This is a genomic window from Hymenobacter arizonensis (genome assembly GCF_900115775.1).
Lineage (GTDB): Bacteria > Bacteroidota > Bacteroidia > Cytophagales > Hymenobacteraceae > Hymenobacter > Hymenobacter arizonensis.
In genome coordinates this window covers 1,314,525-1,334,641 of record NZ_FOXS01000001.1, presented here as the reverse complement: position 1 = coordinate 1,334,641, position 20,117 = coordinate 1,314,525, and the positions used below count along the sequence as shown (strand labels likewise).

Here is a 20,117-nt window from a genome sequence, read left to right as displayed (position 1 = left end):
GCTAACGAGTTGTTTGGGAACGGCCTTTGGGCTTACGCCAAATGAACCCATCCAGCACGTAGTGCGTGGCCTGGGGCAGGGCCAGTAGCGGCACCAGCCACATCAGCAGCAAGGGGCTGGCTACGGTGGGCAGCGCCTGAAACCAGCTGAATGCCGACCCGTGTTCGCGCCACACCAGTCCGTCCCACAGGCCTTCTTCGAGGTAGGCAAATACCACTACTACTGCCAGGAACACGGCCAAGCCGTACTTGCCAGCCCACGCGCCCCGGCGGGTGGGTGCGGGTGTCTGAGTTGTCGAAACGCCCCCGTTCCAGACCAGGGCCAAGTACGGAATGCCGTGCGACACCACGTTGAGCAGGGTAAACGCCAGGTCGCCGTTGAACCAAACAATGCCCGCGTACCACGAAATCAAAGTGCCGCCCATCAGCAGGTTGCGCGGGAGGTTGAAGACTCGGGTTCGGTGCCAAATGAGCATTTCCCTGATGGCATAGGCCGCAATCAGACCGGCGTAGGCTGCGGTGGCCAACTGCCGGCCCAGCGGCCAGTTGTACTGTACGAACTCACCATCAACAAACCAATTAAAGTTGCGCCCCGGCGATAGGTGCCAGAACAGCAGCGGGTAGAGGGTGGCGTAGTAAATCAGGGCCGTGGCCAGCCATCGGCCGGGCGCTAGGGCTTCGTGCCGGCCGTACAAGCGTAGAAACCCATACTGCTGCCGGATAAAATGGAAAACGGCCAAGTAAGCCAGCGCCCGCCAAAACGCCATGCTGCCCAGGCTGTGCATCGCAACACCTGCTGCGTAGCAGCCCAAGGGCACCACCCACAGCAAGGTGCGCCGTTGCTGCCGGCGAAGCGGGTCGAAGTAGGTTTGGAACAGCGTGCCGTACACGTGGGCCACGTCAATCAGCACTACCAGGGCTACCCAGGCCAGCAGCGGCATCTGGGCCGTGCTGCGGTAGGGCGCGGGCAGGGCCAGCACCAGCAGCAGCGCCAGAAACGGCGGTGCCAGTATCAGCAGGCCATCGTAGCGGGCCGAGCGAATCCAGGGTTGGCGGGCAAGCATGTGCATCAGCTTATGCTACTGGCCGTTGCCAAAATCTCCCGGGCCGCCCGAATGCCCTGGTAAAAGCCTTCTTCAAAAATTGAAATGCCGCTGTAATCCGTGTGCGCAAAGAAAATGCGGTTGCGCAGCGGTTGGTGCGCGGCGGCCCGCGCCGGTCCCCACAGCAGGCCAGGGGTAGGGGCCACCATGCCGTGGCCCCACACCCATAAGTCGGCTTGTTGGATGTGCTTGGTTACGCCGGGGTGGTAGGTCTCCAACTCCGCGACCACGCGGGGCAGCCACTCGGCATAGGTGGTTTGGTAGGCGCGGCGGCGGGCTGGGCCGGATGCTTCCTCGGTCAGGGGCCAGTACAGGGTGATGACTTTGGAGCGGCCATCCTCTTGCTGCAAGGCCTGCTGCGTGGCATTGATGTAGCCGAGGGAGGCACTGCCGTAGCGCACGTTGTCCCAACTCAGGGGGCGGCCGGGTCCCTGGGGCAGGCCTTCTACAGTGAGGTTGGCAATGAGCCAGGGGGCGTGGTGCAGCGCGCCGGGTGGGAGCAGGGCATGGCCGGGCACAGTCGCCAGCAGCCGGTGCGCAATATGCTGGGGCGTTGCCAGCAACACTTGCCGGGCCCGCACGCGGGTGCTTTGCCGGGTGGCCACATCGTAGAGAAGGGCCTCGATGCCGGTGGCGGTTTCGCGTAGGTCGTAGGCGAGCGTGCCGGTTTGTAGGGGAGCGGTGGCTTGCTTGCGCAGGTGCTCCACTAAGAAGTTGTTGCCCTGAGGCCAGGTTAGAACATCGGCGCCGGTGGCGTTGTGGGCGCGGCCCTTGCGACTGGCAAAGTAGTGCAGGCCCGCCCAGGCTGATACCTGGGTAGCAGTAGCGCCGTAGTCGTCGCGGCAGGCATAGTCTAGGTACCAGCGCAGGGCGAGCGCCGTGAAGTTTTCCCGGACCAGGTAGTCGGCAAAGGAAATCTGGTCGAGCTGGCGGTATTCATTATCCGCCGAAGCGTGGTCGAGCGGAATACAAAAGGCCTCGCGACCATCACGCCCGCGGGCTGCTTTCAGGTCTTCTATTAGCTTAAAAAACCGCGCAAACTGCTGCTGGTCGGTGGTTGAGAGGCCCACGGCCGGTACCAGGCCTTCCTGCCAATGCCCGCTGATGTTGAGCCGCTCTTCGGGGTCGTGGCACAGGTGATAGTCGCTGTAGATGGGAAGGCCGCTGGGGGCATAGCCAGTGAGGGTGCCGATTTCCTGCAGAAAATCCAGCAGCTCGCGGTTGCGCACATCGGGCACGGGCAAGTAGTGGGCACCCCACGGATAGGCAGAAGTGGCGTTGTGCCCAGCCGCGGAGTTGCCGCCGGTGTGGCTGGCTAGCTCAACCAGCAGAGTATTTGGCTGCCCGTGGCGGTGCAGCCAGCGCCGGGCCGCGAGCCCCGCTACCCCGCCTCCAACGATGAGCACCTCCGTTTCTACTGTGCGGCTGGGAGCCGGGATGCGGCTGGGGTCGCGCAGCAGGTGCCCGGTAGCGGCATCAGGCCCCCAAAGCTGACCTTTGATATGCGCCAGGGGGCTGCCCGGCGCGCAACCGGGCAGCGCTGGCAAGAGCATGGCGCCAGTTAGCGCAGCGCCGGTCTGGCGCAAAAAGGTGCGGCGGGTTTTCAATAGTTCGTTAATAATGAATGGCGTGTTTACTATAGAATAGCCTCACGATGAGCGTAGCTGTAATTATTATAGCTTCGTTGGATTCCCGTCTGTCATGCTGAGCCTGCGAAGCTTTCACGTTATGACGATTCGTTCAGCGGCGATAAGATGCTTCGCAGGCTCAGCATGACAGACGATTTAACAACTGGTGAATTAATGCACATAAGGGCCCCAGTCCTCTTCGAAATAGCGCACTAAGGCTTGGTTATTCAGTTGATTCACTTCGGTGGGCACTTCGCTCATATCAGGCGGGAAGCGCAGCATGTCGTGAATGGTAGCGGGCGTGATGTAGCGGAGCCCCGCCGGTAGGGGGCCCGCATCGCCGCGCCAGTGGGTGTCGGGCCCGGCCAGCACAAAGCCCCATTCGCCGAAGGAGGGGACATACAAATGGTAGGGAATAGTGTGCAGCCCCACGGCCGCCAGCGTGTGCGCCACGCACCAAAAGGACTGCCGCGCCAAGTAGGGGGAGGTGCTTTGGACCACCATGCGCCCACCGGGAGCCAAGCGCTTGGCCAGCGCCGTGTAGAAAGCCGCCGAGTAGAGCTTGCCAATAGAGTAGTTGCCAGGGTCCGGAAAATCAACGATAATTGCGTCGTAGCGAGCGGTGTCTTCGCGCACCCACTGGTAAGCATCGGCGTTCAAAACCTGAACTTTGGGTGAGAGCAGTGACTTTTTGTTCAGGCCCAGCAGCAGCTCATTGTGTTGGAAAAGCTGGGTCATGCCGGGGTCGAGGTCGACCAGGCGAATGCTGGTGAGGCGCGAGTACTTCAGCAGCTCGCGCACGGCCAGACCATCGCCGCCGCCCAGCACCAGCACCCGCCGGGCCTGGGGCAGTGCCTGCAGCAGCGGGTGCACCAAGGCCTCGTGGTAGCGGTACTCATCGGCTGAGCTGAACTGCAGGTTGCCGTTGAGGAACAGGCGCAACTCCCGCGGATTGCGGGTAAGCACTATGCGCTGATACGGCGTTGACTTTGAATAAATGACCTGGTCCTGAAAAGCCAGGGTTTCGGTGTGCGCCAGCAACTCGTTTGCAAACACAAACAGTACACCCAGTCCGCCCAGAGCCACCACGATGCCAGTGGTAAAACGTCGGCGGTACGGCCGCGTTTCGGGGAACCGGGCAAGCACCACGCCGGCCACCGCCAAGTTGAGCGCGCCAAACAGGAGAGACGTACGAATAAGTCCGAGCTGAGGCACCAGCACTAGCGGAAAGATGAGCGAAGCCAGTAGTGCGCCAATGTAATCGAAGGTGAACACCCGCGCCACCAAGTCCTTGAAGGGAAATCGGTGCTCCAGAATGCGCATCAAAAGCGGAATTTCCAGCCCAACCAGTACACCGGTAAGACCAACCAGCGTGTAAAGCAGCAGCCGGAACGACGCCACGTACTCAAACGACAAAAACAGCACCGGTGCCATGCAGCCGCCCACCACGCCCACTAGAATTTCGAGGCGGATAAACCAACGCAGCAACTGCCCGTCCAGAAACTTAGACAGCCACGAGCCGATGCCCATGGCAAACAGATAAGCCCCGATGATGGTCGAAAACTGCGTCACCGAGTCGCCCAGCAGATAGGAGGCCAACGTGCCGGCAATCAGCTCATAAATAAGCCCGCAGGTGGCGATGACGGCTACTGCCACCAGCAGCAGCCCGGGCGGCTGGGGCGCCGGGTGGGCAGGTTCTTCCTGTAGGGCCGGTGGCGCAACCAGCAAGCCGGACTCACCCATGAATAGCCGCGCTGATGATGAGGGCCATGGAAATCATAAACGCGGCGCCCAATATGGCCAGGGCGTTGTTGTGGTCTTCCATAATCTCCTTGCGCAAGGTGCCTGGTGTTAGCTTATTAAACACGTAAAAGCTCACCACCAAGATGATAATGCCGAGCAGCGAGTAGATAATGGAAGCCGTGATGGCCTTAACGTTAAGGTATTCCATGAGCGAGGAAACGGGTTACTTGTGATAAAACCGGGCGTGGCCGGAAGAGCCGCGGCGGCCAGCGGTGTTGCCGAGGGTTTCGGTGCTTTCGTTGTCGTCGCCAAGCAGGCGGCGGCCGGTGAGGCTGCCCCAGGCAAACCAGGCCATTGGCAAAAGGAGCAGCGAGTAGAACAACAGCATGCGGCCGGAAGAGAAAATGCGGCGAATCATTAGGAGAGATTAGCTATAAATCGAAGGGGGAGCCGGGAAGTCGCTGGCGCCCCAGCGGCTGCTTTCGTGCGAAATGCGCCGGAACCACTGCACAGCGGGAAAAGCAAGCAGCAATACGGCTGCGATAAAGAAATTGGACGGTAGTACCGGCTGCTCCGTCACACCCACCGTGATGGACAATGGCTGCATGTTGGGGGTCTGCAGGTTTTCGGAAATGGGGTAAAGGTTGAGGTGGTAGCGCCCGGCCGGTACCCCCGACAGCACGGCCCCTGTCTCGAAGCCGCCTTCGGTCCAGCTTTCGCCGCTTTCGGTGCCGTGGTAGTACTCTATGGTTTTGGTAAACTCGAAGCCCTGGCCGGTTTCCTCATTCACCAGGCTCACCGGCAGTTCCATCCATTGGTTGTCGACGTCGACACGCAAGTCGAAGGCCAGCGCCGTGGGACCGTTCACCTGAAAGGACGTGCTGACCAGCACCTTGCTCGACCCAGGAGTGCCCGTTGTGTCGGGCTGGGTTGTCAGGGTTTGCTGCAGAATGGCGTGGCTGGGCCGCCACACCATCAAGGCAATTTGCAGTAAGAAAAGGGCAGCCAGGGCACAAGCCGTAAGGGTACGTACGTGGCCCCAATCCTGCACCGGATTGGGCTGTACTGCACCCACGCCCCGGCGCCACGGCAGAATATCAGCGCTCAGGCCAAAGGCCGATGCTACTTCCGTGGCCTCTAGGTGCTGGGCATGGTACCAGTCGCGACGCTTGGCTTGCTGTTCCTGCACCAGCATCAGCGGCGGCAGGACGTACTCGGAAATATTGACGTTTTTCTCGCTTTCAATGTCCCAATCAAACTCGCCCTCCGCATACAACACCCTCGATTGGTAGCGGTTGTAGAGATGAAATTTGCCTTCGGGTAGTTGAATGCTGTTCATCTGCGGGTTGTAGCCTCGTTTGGCGGGCCGCACCAGCATCCAGTGGCCATCGTACTGGGCCAGTTGCGCATAATCGTTGGTGTCGGGCTGATAAAGCTGGTATTCAACCCAGGTTGCTGAATTGGTGGCTTCACGCCTTTGCACAAACCCCACAACCCGACAGGCCCGGCCTTGTAGCTGGCCCAGTGTGCCCACCGGAATCAAACGGGCCTCAGCCGGTGCGTTACCATACTTGCCCACCACGCGGGGGGGGCCTTCGTCTTCGTATTCAAAATACGTATGGCACTTGGCGCAGGCGTAATAGGAGCTGCCTCTCACATCGTAATACGTGATGCTGGCTTGGCACTCGGGGCAGGTGAGCTGGGCCGATTCGGGCGCGGGATTCTTGGCCTTGCTCATCGGCGCACCTCGGTTTTGCTGTGCTCGATGCCCTCGAAGAAAGTTAGGGTCGCCTCATAAATCCCTCGCACAGCTGCCGAATTGTCGCGCCGAAAATTCGACAGGAACACATCGAACGTGGCTAGCCCGTACTCCGGCCAAGTATGAATGCTCAGGTGCGACTCCGTGAGGGCCAGAACAGCTGTGAAGCCGCCAGCGCCGGTTTCATCGCCCGCAAACACGTGGTATGCTTCGCCAACTTTCTCTAAGTGAAACGCCTGCACTTGCGCATCAAAGAAAAGGCGGCAGGCGTCGGCGTCGCGCAGGGCTGGGGCGGGCGCGGCAAAAGTGGCCAAAATGTGTAGGCCGGGAGTGTAAGGGAGCATGAGTTGGGCGGGCGCGGGGTATCGCGTCGGCAAGATAGGTGAAGCCGAGGTTAAGCGCTACCTTGTGAGCCGCAGTGCAGATGAAAAAGCTTTCTGTGCTGCCATTAACGGCTGCTCTGAGTCGAAATCCGCCAGGGAGCCGTACCTAACGCAACGCCAAAATTTCCGCGTGGAACTGGTGATTGTCAAGTAGGATTCCATCGCGCAGCCGCTGGCCAGCGTAGGGAAAAGTATCAAGTAACCAAGCCTGGCTTGGAATAGCCGTACCCGCATGTCTTTTATTGACCGCCCCGCCCCGTTTGATGCGATTCGCATGACTGCGACCATCCTCTCTGAAAGAACCATTCCCGGTCTGCCCTCGGCCTCCGGCATCGAGCTGATTGGCCCGGTGGCCTACGTCATCAGCGACGATGCCCCGTTTATCTACCTGCTCGACTCGGCCACGCTGGCCGTGCTGGCCCAGGTGCGGCTGTTCGAAAGCTCCGAGTTTGGCACCGGCCGCATTCCCAAAGGCACCAAGCCCGACCTCGAAGCCCTCACGGCGCTCACCTGGCCCACCGGACAGGCGGGAGTGCTGGCGCTGGGCTCGGGCAGCACCCCGGCACGCGAGAAGGGCTGGTTTGTGCCCGTGTCGGGCAGCGAGCCCGTGCAAGTGGCGCTGGGGCCGCTCTATGAACTGCTGCGGGCCCGGCTAGGCGCCGGCGCGGTTCTCAACCTGGAAGCTGCGGCCACTACCGCTTCCGAACTGCTTCTGTTTCAGCGCACCGTGGGCCAAGTAGATGGCGCTCTGCAATTTCGGCTGCCGCTGTCGGCTACCCTGCAGTTTCTGACGGGTAGGGGCACGGCTCCGAAGGTGTCGGCGCCGCTGCGCTTTCCAGTTCCTTACATTGGCAACCGGCCAGCGGGCTTCTCGGGCGCTACGTTTGTGCAGGGCCGGCTTTTCGTCACCGCCTCGGTAGAGGATACCGACGACGCCGTGCTCGACGGAGCCGTGTTGGGTTCCTTTCTGGGCCTGGTCGATAGCAACGACAACACCGCCACTTTTGCTCGCCTCACCTGGCCTGGGGGGCGCCCGTACCTGGGCAAAGTCGAGGGCCTGGCCGTGCGCCGCACCCTGGGCCCCCGCCGTTGGGAGCTCCTGCTCGTGACCGACGACGATGCCGGCGGTAGCACGGCGCTCATGGCCGAGCTCGTTCTTACCTAAGCAGCTATCCGGCCCGAAGATTCGCTTGGCTGGAGCAGTGCGATTTTAGCTCTGTGCTGCGTAGCAATAGCCAAGTGAAAGCCGCAAGCGGAGTGAGCCAGGAGCTTTTTGGTGCGCTACATACTTCTTAAAAGAATAGCTGCTTTTGGCGCATGGGTGTGTAAATTTGTTGGCCGCCTGGCAGGCCCGTTCTCCCGCATCTACCCACCTCTTTTTATGAATTCGCTGCCACTCGCCAAAGAGACGCTTTATTTCCAAAGCGCTGTTGGCAAGCTGTATTACCACCCCAGCGGATTTGTGCGCTTGGCTTGGAGCGCCGAGCCGGCGTCGCTGGAGCTGATAAAGTCGTTTTATGAACAGGTGCTGGCGTTGCTACTGAATTCGAATGCCCGCAAAATCCTGTCGGAACACGGCGGGCGCGCGCCCCTCACCGGCTCGGCGCAGCAATGGATTATCGAAAGCTGGTTGCCCCGGGCCATGAGCCAGGCCCGCACCCGCCACTGTGCCATTGTGGAAGGGGCAAATCCTCTCCACCGGCTTTCCACGCAATCGGTGCTGTCCGTGGCACCTTCCGATTTCATTTCCCAGCGCTTCTCCACGAATGAAGCTGCTGAGCAATGGTTAGTGAAAATTGCTATTTAGAGATAGCCACCATATTGCGCGGATGGTAGGCGAGATATGTACAGGTGGCGCGCTGCACATCTGCTTTTTTTGCGACTAAGCTGTTATGAACGGTGATTCCTGGAAACCAGATGGTGGCCAGCAGAGGCGGTATGTTTTTAAGTAGAATTTTCTGCCTTAAAGAGGTAGAAGTTTGCATCCCACTCGTTTGAAATACCGTAAGGAGTCGTTGCCATTATAGCAACCTATCCGATACCGATAATTGATTCGAGCCATTGCCTACCAACGATATCCTGCGTGAGCGGGTAGCCCAACGCCTGTATAAAGAATTGGAGACTCTGGCTGAATATGCAGCCAACCAGCAGCCTATCGCTAGCCGGGCAAATGCAGATGAGCCTGCCGATAGCACCCAACCGTCAGATAACGAAGTTTACAGACAGTACATTCTTGCGCTCGCCAATGCCGTGCTGATGGCCAGTCCGGCGCTTTTCGACGCGCATGCGCTTCAAGTAAGCCAGCAGCAGGGCCGCCAAGCCACCATAGAGCAGATAGCCGCCGTGCGCAAGGCCGTGCTCCTACGCTTGAGCGTGGGCGAGTATGTGGTAGTGGCCAGCACGTTGAGCGCAGCCACCATAGCGCTCACCGCAGCTGCGGAGCCCGAGCCCGTTTCGAGTGAACACGACGAACCTTCGGCAGGAGTTGGCCGGTTTGACGGTATCACCAAAAAATATTTGAGCCTGCTCCTGGCTTCCAACCGCGTTGGGGCCCAGCGCCTGGTGCTCGAGGAAGCCGAGAGCGGCACCGATGTGCGCGACCTCTACCTGCACGTGCTGCAGCCCGCCCAGCGCGAGGTCGGCAACCTCTGGCATAGCAGCACCATCACCGTGGCCCAGGAGCATTACTGCACCGCCGCCACTGCCAGTCTGATGGCCCAACTGCAGCCATACTTCCAACGCACGCCGCGCAACGGCCACCGCTTGCTGGCCGCCTGCGTAGCCGGCGACCTGCACACCCTGGGCCTTCAAATGGTGGCCGATTTTCTGGAATACGAAGGGTGGGAAGTTTGCTACCTGGGCGCCAGCACGCCCCTGGACAGCATACGCCGCATGGCCGCCGAACAAGGAGTGGACCTGCTGCTCACGGCAGCTTCCATGCCGCACCATGTGCCCCTGCTGAGCGAATTGGTGGCCGCGCTGCGGCGCGATGCCATTACGCGGCACGTGAAGGTGCTGGTCGGAGGCCGGCCCTTTGCCCAGGATGCCGCCTTGTGGGAAAGCACCGGCGCCGACGCCTGGGCCAGCAACGCCGAAGAAGCCGTGGCCGTGGTGCAGGGCCTGTTTGCGCAGGAGAAGAAGCCCGCACAGGCAAGTTCAGCCATCACTGCTTAATAAGGCCGCTTCAAAGCCGCACTGGGTCAACAACTGCACCGCCCACTAACCAGCACGGTGCCGGCCGGCCTATGGATTGGTAAAGTCGCTGACCACCTGCAGAAACATGGGCGAAGGCACCTCCGCTGTTTGGCCGGTGGGGGCGAGCCGGCCGGTTGCCTGGTCCACGCGAAACGTCACCACGTTGTTGGAGTTTTGGTTGGCCACGAGCAGCAGGCTCCCGGAAGGGTCGAGGGTGAAGTTGCGCGGCGTTTTTCCTTGCGTTTCAACGTGCTGGGTCAGCGTAAGGGCACCGGAGGCTTCATCGATGGCAAACACGGCTATGCTATTGTGCCCGCGGTTCGACGCGTACAGAAACCGGCCGTTGGGCGAAACGTGGATGTCGGCGCAGGAGTTAGTCCCCTCGTAGCCCGTGGGCAGCGCCGATACCGTCTGCAGCTCACGAAACTGCCCCGCCGCCGCCTCATATTCCAGCGCCGTAACCGTTGAATTCAGCTCGTTGATGAGGTAGGCGCGCTTGCCGTTGGGGTGAAAAGTGAGGTGGCGGGGGCCTGCGCCGGGGCGGGCCACAAAAGCGGGCTCAGCCATTTGGGTGAGCTGACCCGGGCCCGCATTCAGCCGGTATCGGTACACGCGGTCGGTGCCTAGGTCCACAGCGAAAGCATAGGCATTGGCAGGGTCCGCAATGATGCAGTGGGCGTGCGGGCCGTCCTGGTTTTTATGCGGGCCCTTGCCTTCGTGCTGACCCGTGGAGGAGGGCGGGGCCAGTGTGCCATCGGCCAGCAGGGGCAGCACGGCCACGTTGCCCCCCATATAATTGGCAACCAGCGCCGATTTGCCGCCTTGGTCGAGGCTGATGTAGCAGGGTGAGGCCCCCTTCGAAGGCTGTTCGTTGAGCAGGGTCAGGTTGCCCGTGCGCCGGTCCACGGCGTAGGAGCTCACGCTTCCGCTCTTCTCCCCCCGAAATGTTTGGGTTTCGTTGACGGCGTACAAAAAACGCTGCCCTTTCGACAAGGTCAGGTAAGTTGGGTTAGGGCCGCCGCGCTGGGCACTCACGCGCGTAAGGGCGCCGGTAGCAGGAGAGAGGCGGTAAAGGAAAATCGTGTTTTCCTCTGCCGAAGCCACGTTGGTTCCCACGTATACCAAGTAGTCCTGCGCCTTCGAGCTGCTCGCTGGCTTTGCGCAACCCAGCAGCGAAGCCGCTGCAAGCAGGCCAATGCTGTTTGTTATTAATGGAGAGGGCACGCGAGCGAAGAAAACCGGCATAGAAGCAGAGATGAGAGCTGAGCTACAAAAGTGCGATAATTCCTTTGCCTTTATTAAGCACAGGCAGTACAACTTCATAAGGCGTAGAATCGGGTATATTGCGATTTATAATGCAAACATGCTATGATTTCTGAGAATGATTCTGTTCATGCGGCGGCGTCTGCTTCCGGCTCCGAAGCCAACGCACGTACGCTTTTGCAACAAAACCGCATAGCCTACGCGGTGGCCGAAGTGGCCGCCACCGCCGACCTGCACCCGGGAGTCACCATCATTCACAACATCCTGACCGACTCCGTGGAATATATGTCGCGCCAGGGCACGGTGCTGCTGCAAACCACGCTGCCGGCGTTGCGCGCCATGGGGCCCGACTATCATAAGGTCTTCTTCAACCCCACCGATGTTGCGGATTACCTGCCCAAAATTCTGAAGATGGTGGGCTCATCCGACCCCTCGGCCGTGGTCAGTTTTTTTCAGCAGGTGCGCACCACGCAAAGCGCCGAATACTCCTGGTATTTTTCGATAACCCGGGTGCTACTGCGCGATACCGACGGCTCGCCGCTGCTGCTGATTACGACGGCTTGCCCCATCGACCCCCTGCACCACGTCACGCACAAGGTGAGCCGGCTGCTCGAGGAAAACAACTTCCTACGCCAGCACTCTGCCAGTTTTAGCACGCTCACGGCCCGGGAGCGGGAGGTACTTCGCCGGCTGGCCCTGGGCTTAAGTGCCCCCGAGATTGCCGAAGAACTGTTCTTGTCGGCTGCTACCGTAGAAACCCACCGCCGCAACCTACGCCGGAAATTGGGCATTCGCACCTCCTATGAGTTGACCGAATACGCCCGCGCCTTTGACCTGATATAGGTTGCGCTAACTTCAATATGTTTAGATTAAAATAAGAATCATTATACGACGACGAGCAAGAATACCCGATTCAGGGTATTGCTTATCCGTCGGGGGTTGCAGTGCGCCAGGCTAGTTCAAGGCAAATACCGAAAAGTGGGTATTGTGAGAGGAAGGCCAAGGGAGAAGCTTTGTGGTTCGAAATCGGCCAAATAAATAGGCCCTGGCTATGCAGTATACGCGCTTTCACTCCTAAAAGTCCATTTACTGCGTGCCACGAAGCTATTCCTGCCAATAGCTGAACAGAGTTGCGAAGGCTTTTGGGTTGATTTCCACCCTCCCATAAGCCCAACCTTCAAACATGCTGCTCAATCAAGCAGTCCGACAAGTCAGCCATACTGATTCGGCCTTCCACTTAGCCAGGCAAAGCCACTAATTCACTCCTCATTTTTTGTAACACCTTATTCCTGCTATATGCATACACCTGTACTTACGCGTTGGCCTCGGCCTCTTCTATTTGCAATGCTGTTGTTGGGGGCCCGCACCGGGTCCGGCCAGGGCTGGACTGGACTGGCCCACAGCAACTACGGCGGCACCAACAACCTTTACATCAATCCGGCTACCTTGGCCGATTCCCGGCATGGGTTCTACTTGAATTTAGGCGCCGCTAATGTCAATTTTTACAACACCTACCTGCAGCTGGAGCTGCCTGCGCCCGCCAGGGAGTTCATCAACGGCAACCGCCAAATTGAAAAGGAATACCTAAAGGAGCAGCTCAACGGCGATGCTAAGTTTGCCAGCATCACGGGCGAAGGGCGTTTGCCGTCTTTCATGTTGTCGCTGGGCCCCAATCAGGGCATAGCCTTCACTAACCGGGTGCGCGCCTTCGTTCAGGCAAACAACGTGAGCGAAAACCTGGCGCGCCTGGCCTACAATGGGTTCGATGATGTCAACCGCTTGGGTTTGAATCAGCTGTCGACGGACAACAACTTCAACTTTAGCGGCGGCTCCCACCACGAGTTTGCCCTGTCGTACGGCCGCACGCTCACCCCCAATACGGAGCACTTTCTCAAGGTTGGGGGCACAGTGAAGTATCTGGTGGGGTTGGGCGGGGCCTTTCTGCTGAACGAAGGCACCGAGTACCACGTGTACGACGACAACAGCGTGGAGCTCCGCGACCGCAAGCTGAGCTACGCTTTTACAAATCCGGACTTTTACGACCAGCCCAACTTTGGGGCGGGCACGCCCTACGGCAGCCAGCGCCTGGGCAGTGGCTTTGGCTTCGACCTGGGAGTAATGTATGAGTGGCGGCCCAAATACGACAAGTACCAGTACCACATGGATGGCAAGGACTGGACCGACCCTTCCCGAAACAAGTACCGCATGCGGGTTGGCCTGGCTCTCACCGATGTAGGCGCCATTCGCTACGGCAACGACCAATACGTGCGGCAAGCCCGAATCGCAAACAACGGTGTGGTCAAAATCAACACGGATGACGTCGATATCGACGACGTCAACGACATTTCGCCCACCTTCGACCGCCTGATTGGCCTGAGCGAGCAAACCACCCGCTTCACCAGCTACCTGCCCACCACGCTGCGCCTGACCGGCGACTACCGGCTGGTAAACCACATCTTTGCCGGCCTGATGTGGACGCAGAACCTGCTGCCCGCCAACACCATTGGGCAGCGCAGCCTCAGCAGCTTGGCCCTCACGCCCCGCATCGAGTTTGCCCGCGCCGAAATAGCCACTCCGATTATGCTGGCCAACAACTACCGCAAGCTGCAGTTGGGGGCCATGGTCCGGCTGGGGCCCCTGATTGTGGGTTCCGATAACCTGGGGGGCCTCATGGGTCTCACCACCACTACCGGCGCCGACCTCTACTTTGGCCTTTCCCTGGCCATTCAGAAGAAGCGCCACAAAGACAAAGACAACGACCAGGTTAGCAACAAGCTCGATAAATGCCCTAAAGTGAAGGGAAGCTGGGAATACAAAGGCTGCCCGGCCCCAGTAGTGCCCGCTACTATCGCGCCCGACGCTGCACCTGATACCACAACCCCCGCGCCCGCTGCCACTCCGGCATCTGACACGGTGCCGGCCGCAGCCCCGGCCACCACGCCCGCCGCTGCTCCCGACAAAGACGGCGATGGCGTGCCCGACGCTGAGGATAAATGCCCCGATACACCTGGTACCGCCGAGAATGGTGGCTGCCCCAAAGCCAATTAAGCGTAAACAGCAACTCGCCAAGCGAGCCGGCAGCTGCCTGAGCTCACCATCGGGCGTTGAGCCGTTGGCATTAAGTATTGGTTTAAAAGAAAAGCCTCTGCTTGGCGCGCAGAGGCTTTTCTTTTGGGCTAAGAGGAAAAGAAAAAGCCTCAAAAGCTGCATCTGCAAAACAGATAATCAGCTTTTGAGGCTTGCTTTTTAGTAGGGGAGTTAACCACTACGAGTACCCAGAGCCGGAGTCGAACCGGCACACCTTGCGGTATTGGTGTTTGAGACCAACGCGTCTACCGGTTCCGCCATCTGGGCAATTCAGAACGTTTCCGCTCTGCCGGTATCAGGAGCGGGCTGCAAAGGTAGCAACTTGCTGCTGTATGCGCAACAAATACCGCTTTTTTAGGTAGTACGTGCGGATTTGCTGGAGGGCGGCGGGCCGGTGGTCGCTCGGTAGGCCCTCATAGCCAGCGAGTATGGGTTGGATGCCCGCATCCAGCGTGTCGGCCAGGGCCTGCACATCGGCCGCAACTTGGGCCACTGTATCGGCATTGGGGTCGGTTTCGAGGTCCATGAGCTGCTCGTTGAGGTCCATCATGTCCATCAGGAAATCGGGCGGGAGCTGCTCTTGCTTGCCTTCTTCCAACAGGCCGTGCTGGCGCAGGATGTAGGCCATGCGCTTGTCAGAGTCGCTCAGCGTGCGGTAGGCATCGGTGTTGAGGGTGGCCTGCTGCAGCATGTCGGCCTGGTTTTCGGCTGAGGAAGTGGCGTGAAAGTCGGGGTGGGTTTCGCGGCTTTTGGCGTAGTAAAGGCGCTTTAGGGCAGCTTCGTCGGGCTGGAAAGACTCGGGCAGGCCGTAGAAGGCGAAATAGTCGGTGGGCATGGGCAGGTAAGGCAGCGGGAATTCAAGAATAACCTAGTACGGCTACAACACCTGAGCGACCGAAAAGGCCACGGGCGGTGCGGCAAACAGCCGCTTGGTGGCCGGCCACACCTCGCCAAAAAGAGCCGATTTACGATAGGCGTCGAGCGCGGCCGCATCGTCCCAATGGCTGTAGGTGCAATACACGGCGGGGTTGTCGGCGTCTTGCCACAACTCGAGGTGGCGGCAGCCGGGCTGCTGGCGAATGCGGGCTTCAGAGTCCCGAAAAATGGTCAAAAACTCAGCCGTTCGGGCCGGGTCGAAAGTCATGCGAACGATGCGAAACAACATGCAGCAAGAAGGAAATAGTGCAGGAACGAAGGTACGGTTCGGCTTTAGCACGGTTTGGTTTCAGCCATAAGCGGGCATTCTTACGTATTGACTGATTCTTAACTGTTCTTTCTCTATTTTTTTTAGTTTCAATTTTATGACTCGCACTTCCCCCTTCTCCCCCAAAGCACTGGCCTGGCTTTTCGTTCCTGCTCTGGCTGGCAGCCTGCTCTTGAGCTCGTGCAGCAGCGAGCCCACTGCCACCGAAGCTGACAAAACCGCCACCGTGGTTCCTAGCGACGTTAACGAGGCTTCGGACAGCTCCGCAACTATGTCTGCCGATACCATGGCGACTGACCAAGGCATGCGCTAACAATGCTACTTATCTGCCAATAAAAAAAGGCGGTCGGATGGGGTAGCGTGAGCCAGAAAGCTCAAGCATTCCCAAAAGCCTTCCTCTACGGTAGCAAAAGCCCAGCTTCTTAACGGAAGCTGGGCTTTTTGTTTGGGGTTGCCTACAGCGAGTGCTTACCCAAGATGCGTGACTTACAAGGGTAATAAGCACGACCAGATATCTAAGCCCAGCTACAAAAAATATAAGATGAATGCACTAACTCAGGCATGCACCTTTAGGGCAGCTGAACACATTATAATAATTTCGTAATCAATAACATAGGAGGTAGGTGCTAAACACTTAAGGGCTATATATTAAACCTATAAGTGCAAGATAAAAATATAATAGTGCCAACTAACAACAAGCGCCACCGTACAGCCTGCCCAACGCCAAACAGCGCCCATATTTCCAACTCACCGCTTTCATGAAATCTTCTCAAATCAAGCCCGCAGCACTACGCTTGCTGCTGGCCCCAGCCCTCATGGGCGGGTTGTTGCTAACGAGCTGCAATAGCCCATCATCTACCACCGAAACCGAGCAAACGGCTACCAACGTGCCCGCCGAAGGCAGCGATGCCAACGGCGGAACCGGTTCCGTGAAACCCACCGGCGAAAAACCAGCCTGGGGCCCAAACCTAAAGCCTGAGATGCAGGCGGTTATCGAGCAGCTCAAAAGCTTCGAGCCCAAGCCATTGGCTGAGCTGACCCCAGCCCAGGCCCGCAAGCAAGCCGGCCCCACCGAAGCCGCCATGAAGCAAATGCGGGCCAGCAACATCACCATGCCGCCCATGAACTGCGACACGATGAGCCAAACCCTGATGCCCGGAGTGAAGGCCCGCATCTACACGCCCCAGGGCGGCACGGCGCCCTACCCGGTGGTGGTGTATTACCACGGCGGCGGCTGGGTAATTGCCAACCTCGACACCTACGGTCCTTCGGCCCAGGCGCTTTGCGAGCAAACCGGCGCTGTAGTAGTGTCGGTGGCTTACCGCCAGGCTCCTGAGAACAAATTTCCCACCGCCCACGACGACTCGTTTGGTGCCTACCAGTGGGTGTTGAAAAACGCTGCCAGCATCAAGGGCGACCCCAACCGCGTGGCCGTGGCCGGCGAGAGTGCCGGCGGCAACCTGGCCTGCGCCGTGAGCATGATGGCGCGCGACAAAAAAGTAGCTCTGCCCAAATACCAGCTGCTAGTGTACCCCATCGCGGGCTCGGCCACGAATACGCCTTCTTACCAGAGCAACACCGAAACCATGCCCCTGAATAAGGCCGGAATGGAATGGTTCTTCAAGCACTACCTGCGCACGGCCGCCGATGGCAAAGACCCACGCATCAACCTGGTAGCCGCTAACCTGAAGGGCTTGCCGCCCACTACCATCATCGCCGCCGAGTACGACCCGCTACTGAGTGAGGGTAAAACGCTGGCCGACAACTTGGAAACTGCCGGCGTGAAAGTCAACTACAAGCTCTACGACGGCACCACCCACGAGTTCTTCGGCATGGCCGCCGTAGTGCCCGAGGCTAAGGATGCACAAGGCGTCGCTGCAAGCGACCTGAAAGGCGCCCTAAAATAATTTGTAGTAAGATTTAGCACTGGCAAAAAGAACGTCATGCTGAGCTTGCCGAAGCATCTCTACCGCGTTACTAAACCAAGAAGATTAGTAGCGCGGTAGAGATGCTTCGGCAAGCTCAGCATGACGTTCCTTGTTATTACTGGTATCGGAAGTCAGTTATTCTACTTGAAACCGCACGTCTATCTGCGAATCAAAATGCAGCCCCAATAGCTCCGAAGCGTTGCCCTGGCAAATGCCCAGACACAAGCAGTTTTGGCTGTTGAACACGGCCACGGCCTCGCCGGGAGGGGCGGCAGAAAAATGCGGGTGCACTTCCTTCACTACATCGCGGCCGAAGTGCACGGCAAAGCCCCGGCCGTGGCCCACGGCGTCGACGGCGGTGCGGGAAATGTTGGTGACCAGGTTGCCGTAGTGGTCTACGTGGGCCACGTGGCCGGTAATGCGGTGGTCCTGCAGGCGCAGCTGCCGGTTGTTGAGCTGGTGGAAGGTGGTAATGAGCGGGCCCAGGCTGGAGAGTACCTCGCCCTGGGCCAGGGTCACGGCAGCGGGCAGCAGCACATCGCGGGTAGGCGAGGAGGTGACGGCTGCCGGTAGGGCCACTAATTCTTCGGGGGCACTATTGGTGAGCAGGGCAATAATGCCGTTGTCGGCCGCCACGAAATAATGGCCTTGGTAAAGCGCTGCCTGCCAACCCGGTTCGGGGCCGGCGCCGTGGTCGTCGACGCCAATTACGTGCACCGTGCCCAGGGGGAAATCCCGAAATACCGATTGGAGAACGTGAACGGCGTGCGCGATGTTGAAGGGTTCGACGCCGTGGCTGATATCCACCACGGTGGTAGCGGGAGCCAGTTGCAACAGCCGCGCTTTTAGCGCCGCCACGTAGTGGTCGCGGTAGCCAAAATCTGTCAGCAGTGTTATCAACCCCATGCCCTCGTTCCGTAGTTTTTCGTAGTATTGTTCATTCACTCGAACCGGGGCAAAAGTAGCCGGTTTAGGGTGAAAACGGGCCTTTTTTTGTTACCCTACTTCTTTTCCCCCTCTCTTCCCACTTGGTCGAAAAAATCATCATCCTCGAAAACATGTCCTTGGTCGATTTCCTTGGCCCGGACAATCAGAACATTCGCCAGCTGGCTGCGGCCTTTCCCGGGTCGAAAATCATCAGCCGAGGCAATGAAATAAAAATCCAGGGCCAGACGGAAGTCATTGCCCGCATCAACGACCTGCTCTCCTCGCTCATCGAGCACTACCACCAGTACGGTCAGATTACCGACAAAACTGTGAATCAATACCTTTCTGCCACCAGCGAGGAGGCCGAAGGCCGCGTGCTGGCCGCTTCGCCCGACGTTATTCTGTTTGGCGCCAAAGGCGGAGTCATCAAAGCCAAAACGCCCAACCAGCAAAAGCTGGTGGATGCCGTAATGGCCCACGACCTCACCTTCACCCTGGGTCCGGCCGGTACCGGCAAAACCTACATCTCGGTGGCCCTGGCCGTGCGGGCGCTTAAGAACAAAGAGGTGAAGAAAATCATCATCTCGCGCCCCGTGGTGGAGGCTGGCGAAAGCCTCGGTTTCCTGCCTGGCGACATGAAGGAGAAGGTAGACCCCTACCTGCGGCCCATTTATGATGCCCTGGAAGACATGATTCCGGCCGAAAAGTTGAAGTTTTTCCAGGAAAATAAAATCATTGAAATTGCCCCGCTGGCTTACATGCGCGGCCGCACGCTGAACAACGCCTTTGTGCTCCTCGATGAAGCTCAGAACACCACGCCTTCGCAGCTCAAGATGTTCCTGACCCGCATGGGCCCCACGGCCAAGGTGATGGTGAACGGCGACCGCAGCCAGATTGACTTGCCCACCCGCCAGAAGTCGGGCCTGATGCAGGCGCTGGATATTCTGAAGAACGTGCAAGGCATCGGCTACGTCGAAATGACGTCCGAAGACGTGGTGCGTCACCGCTTGGTGAAGGAAATCGTGGAAGCCTACGACAAGTTCGACACCGACGAAATGAGCCGCCAAGCCCAGCAAAGCGGCCAGCGCCGCGATGAGCGCCACGAACGCCGCCTGCTGGAATTGCAGCAGCAACAGTCCGAAGTTCCCGTTGCTGAGCTGCCCGTGAATCAGGAGCAGCCCTTGTAATCTCAACTGCTGTTGATTTCAACGTCTGTCATCCTGAGCGGAGCGAAGGACCTTATCACGGCTGAACAGTTATCGTTCAGGGGTGATAAGGTCCTTCGCTCCGCTCAGGATGACAGTTTTTTAGCCAGTCCACTATGTCCGCCACTGCCTACCGCGTCACCGACCTGCGTGACCTCGATGCTGCTTTCACCATCCGCGAAAAAGTCTTTCAGGAAGAACAAGGAGTGCCCGCATCCAAAGAGCACGACGTGCACGACCGCACCGACGCCCGCCACTACCTGGCCCGCGCCGCCGATGGCACGCCCGCCGGCGCCGCCCGCTGGCGCGAAACCGAGAACGGCGTGAAGCTGGAACGCTTCGCCGTGCTTGCCGACTTCCGCAATCAGGAAATCGGTGCCGCCCTGCTTCACGCCGTGCTAGCGGATGTAGAAACTGAACTCCCCGACGCCGAAGTTTACCTGAACGCGCAATTGCGCGCCATTCCGTTCTACGAGCGGCACGGTTTCAAGAAGGAGGGAGAGATGTTCGAGGAAGCTAATATTCAGCATTACAAGATGGTGCTGGCGTAGGGTTTGAGTGCTGGGATGCTTCTGGCGGGAAACCTCACCCCCGGCCCTACCGGGTACGACCCCTCTCCCGCGGAGAGGGGAGCTACGGCACAAGAACCAAAATGCTTGTTCAATCAAAAGCCCCAGTGCGAGAGCAGCGGGG

Annotated in this window: 21 protein-coding genes and 1 tRNA gene; 9 read left to right on the top strand and 13 right to left on the bottom strand. The window is 59.1% G+C overall.

Features of this window, described 5'->3' with window-relative positions:
• Position 1: 1 nt before the first annotated feature.
• The 7 genes from BMZ66_RS05605 to BMZ66_RS05575 all read right to left on the bottom strand — a co-directional run bounded on the left by BMZ66_RS05605 (position 2) and on the right by BMZ66_RS05575 (position 6,576).
• Entirely contained in the window at positions 2 to 1,063 is a 1,062-nt protein-coding gene (locus BMZ66_RS05605) for a hypothetical protein (protein ID WP_092670305.1), read from the bottom strand.
• A gap of 5 nt (positions 1,064 to 1,068) precedes the next feature.
• Positions 1,069 to 2,709 (bottom strand): NAD(P)-binding protein, encoded by a 1,641-nt coding sequence (locus tag BMZ66_RS05600; protein WP_092669816.1) that lies wholly within the window; start codon positions 2,707 to 2,709, stop codon positions 1,069 to 1,071.
• Positions 2,710 to 2,901: 192 nt separating this feature from the next.
• Positions 2,902 to 4,473 carry a polyamine aminopropyltransferase gene (locus tag BMZ66_RS05595; protein ID WP_092669814.1) on the bottom strand — a complete coding sequence of 524 codons (1,572 nt, stop codon included), beginning with the start codon at positions 4,471 to 4,473 and terminating at the stop codon, positions 2,902 to 2,904.
• A complete protein-coding gene (locus tag BMZ66_RS05590; protein ID WP_092669812.1) occupies positions 4,466 to 4,681 on the bottom strand; it encodes a DUF350 domain-containing protein in 216 nt (71 codons plus the stop codon). Before BMZ66_RS05590 ends, BMZ66_RS05595 begins: the two co-directional genes overlap by 8 nt.
• A gap of 15 nt (positions 4,682 to 4,696) precedes the next feature.
• On the bottom strand, positions 4,697 to 4,891 hold the full coding sequence (locus tag BMZ66_RS05585; RefSeq protein WP_092669810.1) for a hypothetical protein: 195 nt from the start codon (positions 4,889 to 4,891) through the stop codon (positions 4,697 to 4,699).
• A 9-nt stretch (positions 4,892 to 4,900) separates the two neighbouring features.
• On the bottom strand, positions 4,901 to 6,211 hold the full coding sequence (locus tag BMZ66_RS05580; RefSeq protein WP_092669808.1) for a DUF4178 domain-containing protein: 1,311 nt from the start codon (positions 6,209 to 6,211) through the stop codon (positions 4,901 to 4,903).
• Complete coding sequence (locus BMZ66_RS05575; protein ID WP_092669806.1) at positions 6,208 to 6,576, bottom strand: S-adenosylmethionine decarboxylase family protein; 369 nt, start codon at positions 6,574 to 6,576, stop codon at positions 6,208 to 6,210. Before BMZ66_RS05575 ends, BMZ66_RS05580 begins: the two co-directional genes overlap by 4 nt.
• Before the next feature lie 271 nt (positions 6,577 to 6,847).
• Here BMZ66_RS05575 and BMZ66_RS05570 point away from each other — a divergent pair, with 271 nt between their 5' ends.
• Together BMZ66_RS05570 and BMZ66_RS05565 are read left to right on the top strand one after the other, a co-directional pair.
• Positions 6,848 to 7,780: a DUF6929 family protein gene (locus tag BMZ66_RS05570; protein WP_143080068.1), complete on the top strand. Its 933-nt coding sequence runs from the start codon at positions 6,848 to 6,850 to the stop codon at positions 7,778 to 7,780.
• 216 nt (positions 7,781 to 7,996) lie between these two features.
• Positions 7,997 to 8,422, top strand: coding sequence for a hypothetical protein (locus BMZ66_RS05565; protein ID WP_092669802.1), 426 nt, complete (start codon positions 7,997 to 7,999; stop codon positions 8,420 to 8,422).
• On the opposite strand, the gene BMZ66_RS25055 is transcribed toward BMZ66_RS05565, so the two are convergent.
• The gene (locus tag BMZ66_RS25055; protein ID WP_143080067.1) at positions 8,415 to 8,600 is read right to left on the bottom strand and encodes a hypothetical protein; all 186 of its coding nucleotides are present in this window, start codon (positions 8,598 to 8,600) and stop codon (positions 8,415 to 8,417) included. The genes BMZ66_RS05565 and BMZ66_RS25055 overlap by 8 nt on opposite strands.
• Before the next feature lie 271 nt (positions 8,601 to 8,871).
• Here BMZ66_RS25055 and BMZ66_RS05560 point away from each other — a divergent pair, with 271 nt between their 5' ends.
• Positions 8,872 to 9,789 (top strand): cobalamin B12-binding domain-containing protein, encoded by a 918-nt coding sequence (locus tag BMZ66_RS05560; RefSeq protein WP_143080066.1) that lies wholly within the window; start codon positions 8,872 to 8,874, stop codon positions 9,787 to 9,789.
• Positions 9,790 to 9,858: 69 nt separating this feature from the next.
• Here BMZ66_RS05560 and BMZ66_RS05555 read toward each other — a convergent pair whose 3' ends face one another.
• A complete protein-coding gene (locus BMZ66_RS05555) occupies positions 9,859 to 11,055 on the bottom strand; it encodes a lactonase family protein (RefSeq protein WP_177204604.1) in 1,197 nt (398 codons plus the stop codon).
• Positions 11,056 to 11,178: 123 nt separating this feature from the next.
• On the opposite strand from BMZ66_RS05555, the gene BMZ66_RS05550 reads away from it, so the two are divergent.
• Positions 11,179 to 11,916 carry a response regulator transcription factor gene (locus BMZ66_RS05550; RefSeq protein WP_092669796.1) on the top strand — a complete coding sequence of 246 codons (738 nt, stop codon included), beginning with the start codon at positions 11,179 to 11,181 and terminating at the stop codon, positions 11,914 to 11,916.
• A gap of 453 nt (positions 11,917 to 12,369) precedes the next feature.
• The gene (locus BMZ66_RS05545) at positions 12,370 to 14,121 is read left to right on the top strand and encodes a DUF5723 family protein (protein ID WP_143080065.1); all 1,752 of its coding nucleotides are present in this window, start codon (positions 12,370 to 12,372) and stop codon (positions 14,119 to 14,121) included.
• 224 nt (positions 14,122 to 14,345) lie between these two features.
• On the opposite strand, the gene BMZ66_RS05540 is transcribed toward BMZ66_RS05545, so the two are convergent.
• From BMZ66_RS05540 to BMZ66_RS05530, 3 genes are all read right to left on the bottom strand, one after another.
• Positions 14,346 to 14,427 (bottom strand) — tRNA-Leu (locus BMZ66_RS05540).
• Between the two features lie 28 nt (positions 14,428 to 14,455).
• Complete coding sequence (locus BMZ66_RS05535) at positions 14,456 to 14,995, bottom strand: iron-sulfur cluster co-chaperone HscB C-terminal domain-containing protein (RefSeq protein ID WP_092669792.1); 540 nt, start codon at positions 14,993 to 14,995, stop codon at positions 14,456 to 14,458.
• 42 nt (positions 14,996 to 15,037) lie between these two features.
• Positions 15,038 to 15,325, bottom strand: a complete 288-nt coding sequence (locus BMZ66_RS05530) for a putative quinol monooxygenase (RefSeq protein WP_092669790.1) — start codon at positions 15,323 to 15,325, stop codon at positions 15,038 to 15,040.
• Positions 15,326 to 15,461: 136 nt separating this feature from the next.
• Here BMZ66_RS05530 and BMZ66_RS05525 point away from each other — a divergent pair, with 136 nt between their 5' ends.
• Together BMZ66_RS05525 and BMZ66_RS05520 are read left to right on the top strand one after the other, a co-directional pair.
• Positions 15,462 to 15,677, top strand: a complete 216-nt coding sequence (locus BMZ66_RS05525; RefSeq protein ID WP_092669788.1) for a hypothetical protein — start codon at positions 15,462 to 15,464, stop codon at positions 15,675 to 15,677.
• Between the two features lie 445 nt (positions 15,678 to 16,122).
• On the top strand, positions 16,123 to 17,271 hold the full coding sequence (locus BMZ66_RS05520) for an alpha/beta hydrolase (protein ID WP_214606950.1): 1,149 nt from the start codon (positions 16,123 to 16,125) through the stop codon (positions 17,269 to 17,271).
• Between the two features lie 156 nt (positions 17,272 to 17,427).
• Here BMZ66_RS05520 and BMZ66_RS05515 read toward each other — a convergent pair whose 3' ends face one another.
• A complete protein-coding gene (locus BMZ66_RS05515) occupies positions 17,428 to 18,237 on the bottom strand; it encodes an SAM hydrolase/SAM-dependent halogenase family protein (RefSeq protein ID WP_234794981.1) in 810 nt (269 codons plus the stop codon).
• An 83-nt stretch (positions 18,238 to 18,320) separates the two neighbouring features.
• Between BMZ66_RS05515 and BMZ66_RS05510 the strand changes: the two genes are divergently transcribed.
• A complete protein-coding gene (locus BMZ66_RS05510) occupies positions 18,321 to 19,406 on the top strand; it encodes a PhoH family protein (RefSeq protein ID WP_092669786.1) in 1,086 nt (361 codons plus the stop codon).
• Positions 19,407 to 19,540: 134 nt separating this feature from the next.
• Positions 19,541 to 19,975 (top strand): GNAT family N-acetyltransferase, encoded by a 435-nt coding sequence (locus BMZ66_RS05505; RefSeq protein WP_092669784.1) that lies wholly within the window; start codon positions 19,541 to 19,543, stop codon positions 19,973 to 19,975.
• Positions 19,976 to 20,117: the final 142 nt, after the last annotated feature.

Bases quoted from the DNA above. Each gene is read 5' to 3' on its own strand.
- BMZ66_RS05605 (WP_092670305.1), bottom strand. From the start codon at position 1,063: ATGCTTGCCCGCCAACCCTGGATTCGCTCGGCCCGCTACGATGGCCTG.
- BMZ66_RS05595 (WP_092669814.1), bottom strand. From the start codon at position 4,473: ATGGGTGAGTCCGGCTTGCTGGTTGCGCCACCGGCCCTACAGGAAGAA.
- BMZ66_RS05590 (WP_092669812.1), bottom strand. From the start codon at position 4,681: ATGGAATACCTTAACGTTAAGGCCATCACGGCTTCCATTATCTACTCG.
- BMZ66_RS05585 (WP_092669810.1), bottom strand. From the start codon at position 4,891: ATGATTCGCCGCATTTTCTCTTCCGGCCGCATGCTGTTGTTCTACTCG.
- BMZ66_RS05580 (WP_092669808.1), bottom strand. From the start codon at position 6,211: ATGAGCAAGGCCAAGAATCCCGCGCCCGAATCGGCCCAGCTCACCTGC.
- BMZ66_RS05575 (WP_092669806.1), bottom strand. From the start codon at position 6,576: ATGCTCCCTTACACTCCCGGCCTACACATTTTGGCCACTTTTGCCGCG.
- BMZ66_RS05570 (WP_143080068.1), top strand. From the start codon at position 6,848: ATGTCTTTTATTGACCGCCCCGCCCCGTTTGATGCGATTCGCATGACT.
- BMZ66_RS05565 (WP_092669802.1), top strand. From the start codon at position 7,997: ATGAATTCGCTGCCACTCGCCAAAGAGACGCTTTATTTCCAAAGCGCT.
- BMZ66_RS25055 (WP_143080067.1), bottom strand. From the start codon at position 8,600: ATGCAAACTTCTACCTCTTTAAGGCAGAAAATTCTACTTAAAAACATA.
- BMZ66_RS05560 (WP_143080066.1), top strand. From the start codon at position 8,872: ATGGCCAGTCCGGCGCTTTTCGACGCGCATGCGCTTCAAGTAAGCCAG.
- BMZ66_RS05555 (WP_177204604.1), bottom strand. From the start codon at position 11,055: ATGCCGGTTTTCTTCGCTCGCGTGCCCTCTCCATTAATAACAAACAGC.
- BMZ66_RS05550 (WP_092669796.1), top strand. From the start codon at position 11,179: ATGATTTCTGAGAATGATTCTGTTCATGCGGCGGCGTCTGCTTCCGGC.
- BMZ66_RS05545 (WP_143080065.1), top strand. From the start codon at position 12,370: ATGCATACACCTGTACTTACGCGTTGGCCTCGGCCTCTTCTATTTGCA.
- BMZ66_RS05535 (WP_092669792.1), bottom strand. From the start codon at position 14,995: ATGCCCACCGACTATTTCGCCTTCTACGGCCTGCCCGAGTCTTTCCAG.
- BMZ66_RS05530 (WP_092669790.1), bottom strand. From the start codon at position 15,325: ATGTTGTTTCGCATCGTTCGCATGACTTTCGACCCGGCCCGAACGGCT.
- BMZ66_RS05525 (WP_092669788.1), top strand. From the start codon at position 15,462: ATGACTCGCACTTCCCCCTTCTCCCCCAAAGCACTGGCCTGGCTTTTC.
- BMZ66_RS05520 (WP_214606950.1), top strand. From the start codon at position 16,123: ATGAAATCTTCTCAAATCAAGCCCGCAGCACTACGCTTGCTGCTGGCC.
- BMZ66_RS05505 (WP_092669784.1), top strand. From the start codon at position 19,541: ATGTCCGCCACTGCCTACCGCGTCACCGACCTGCGTGACCTCGATGCT.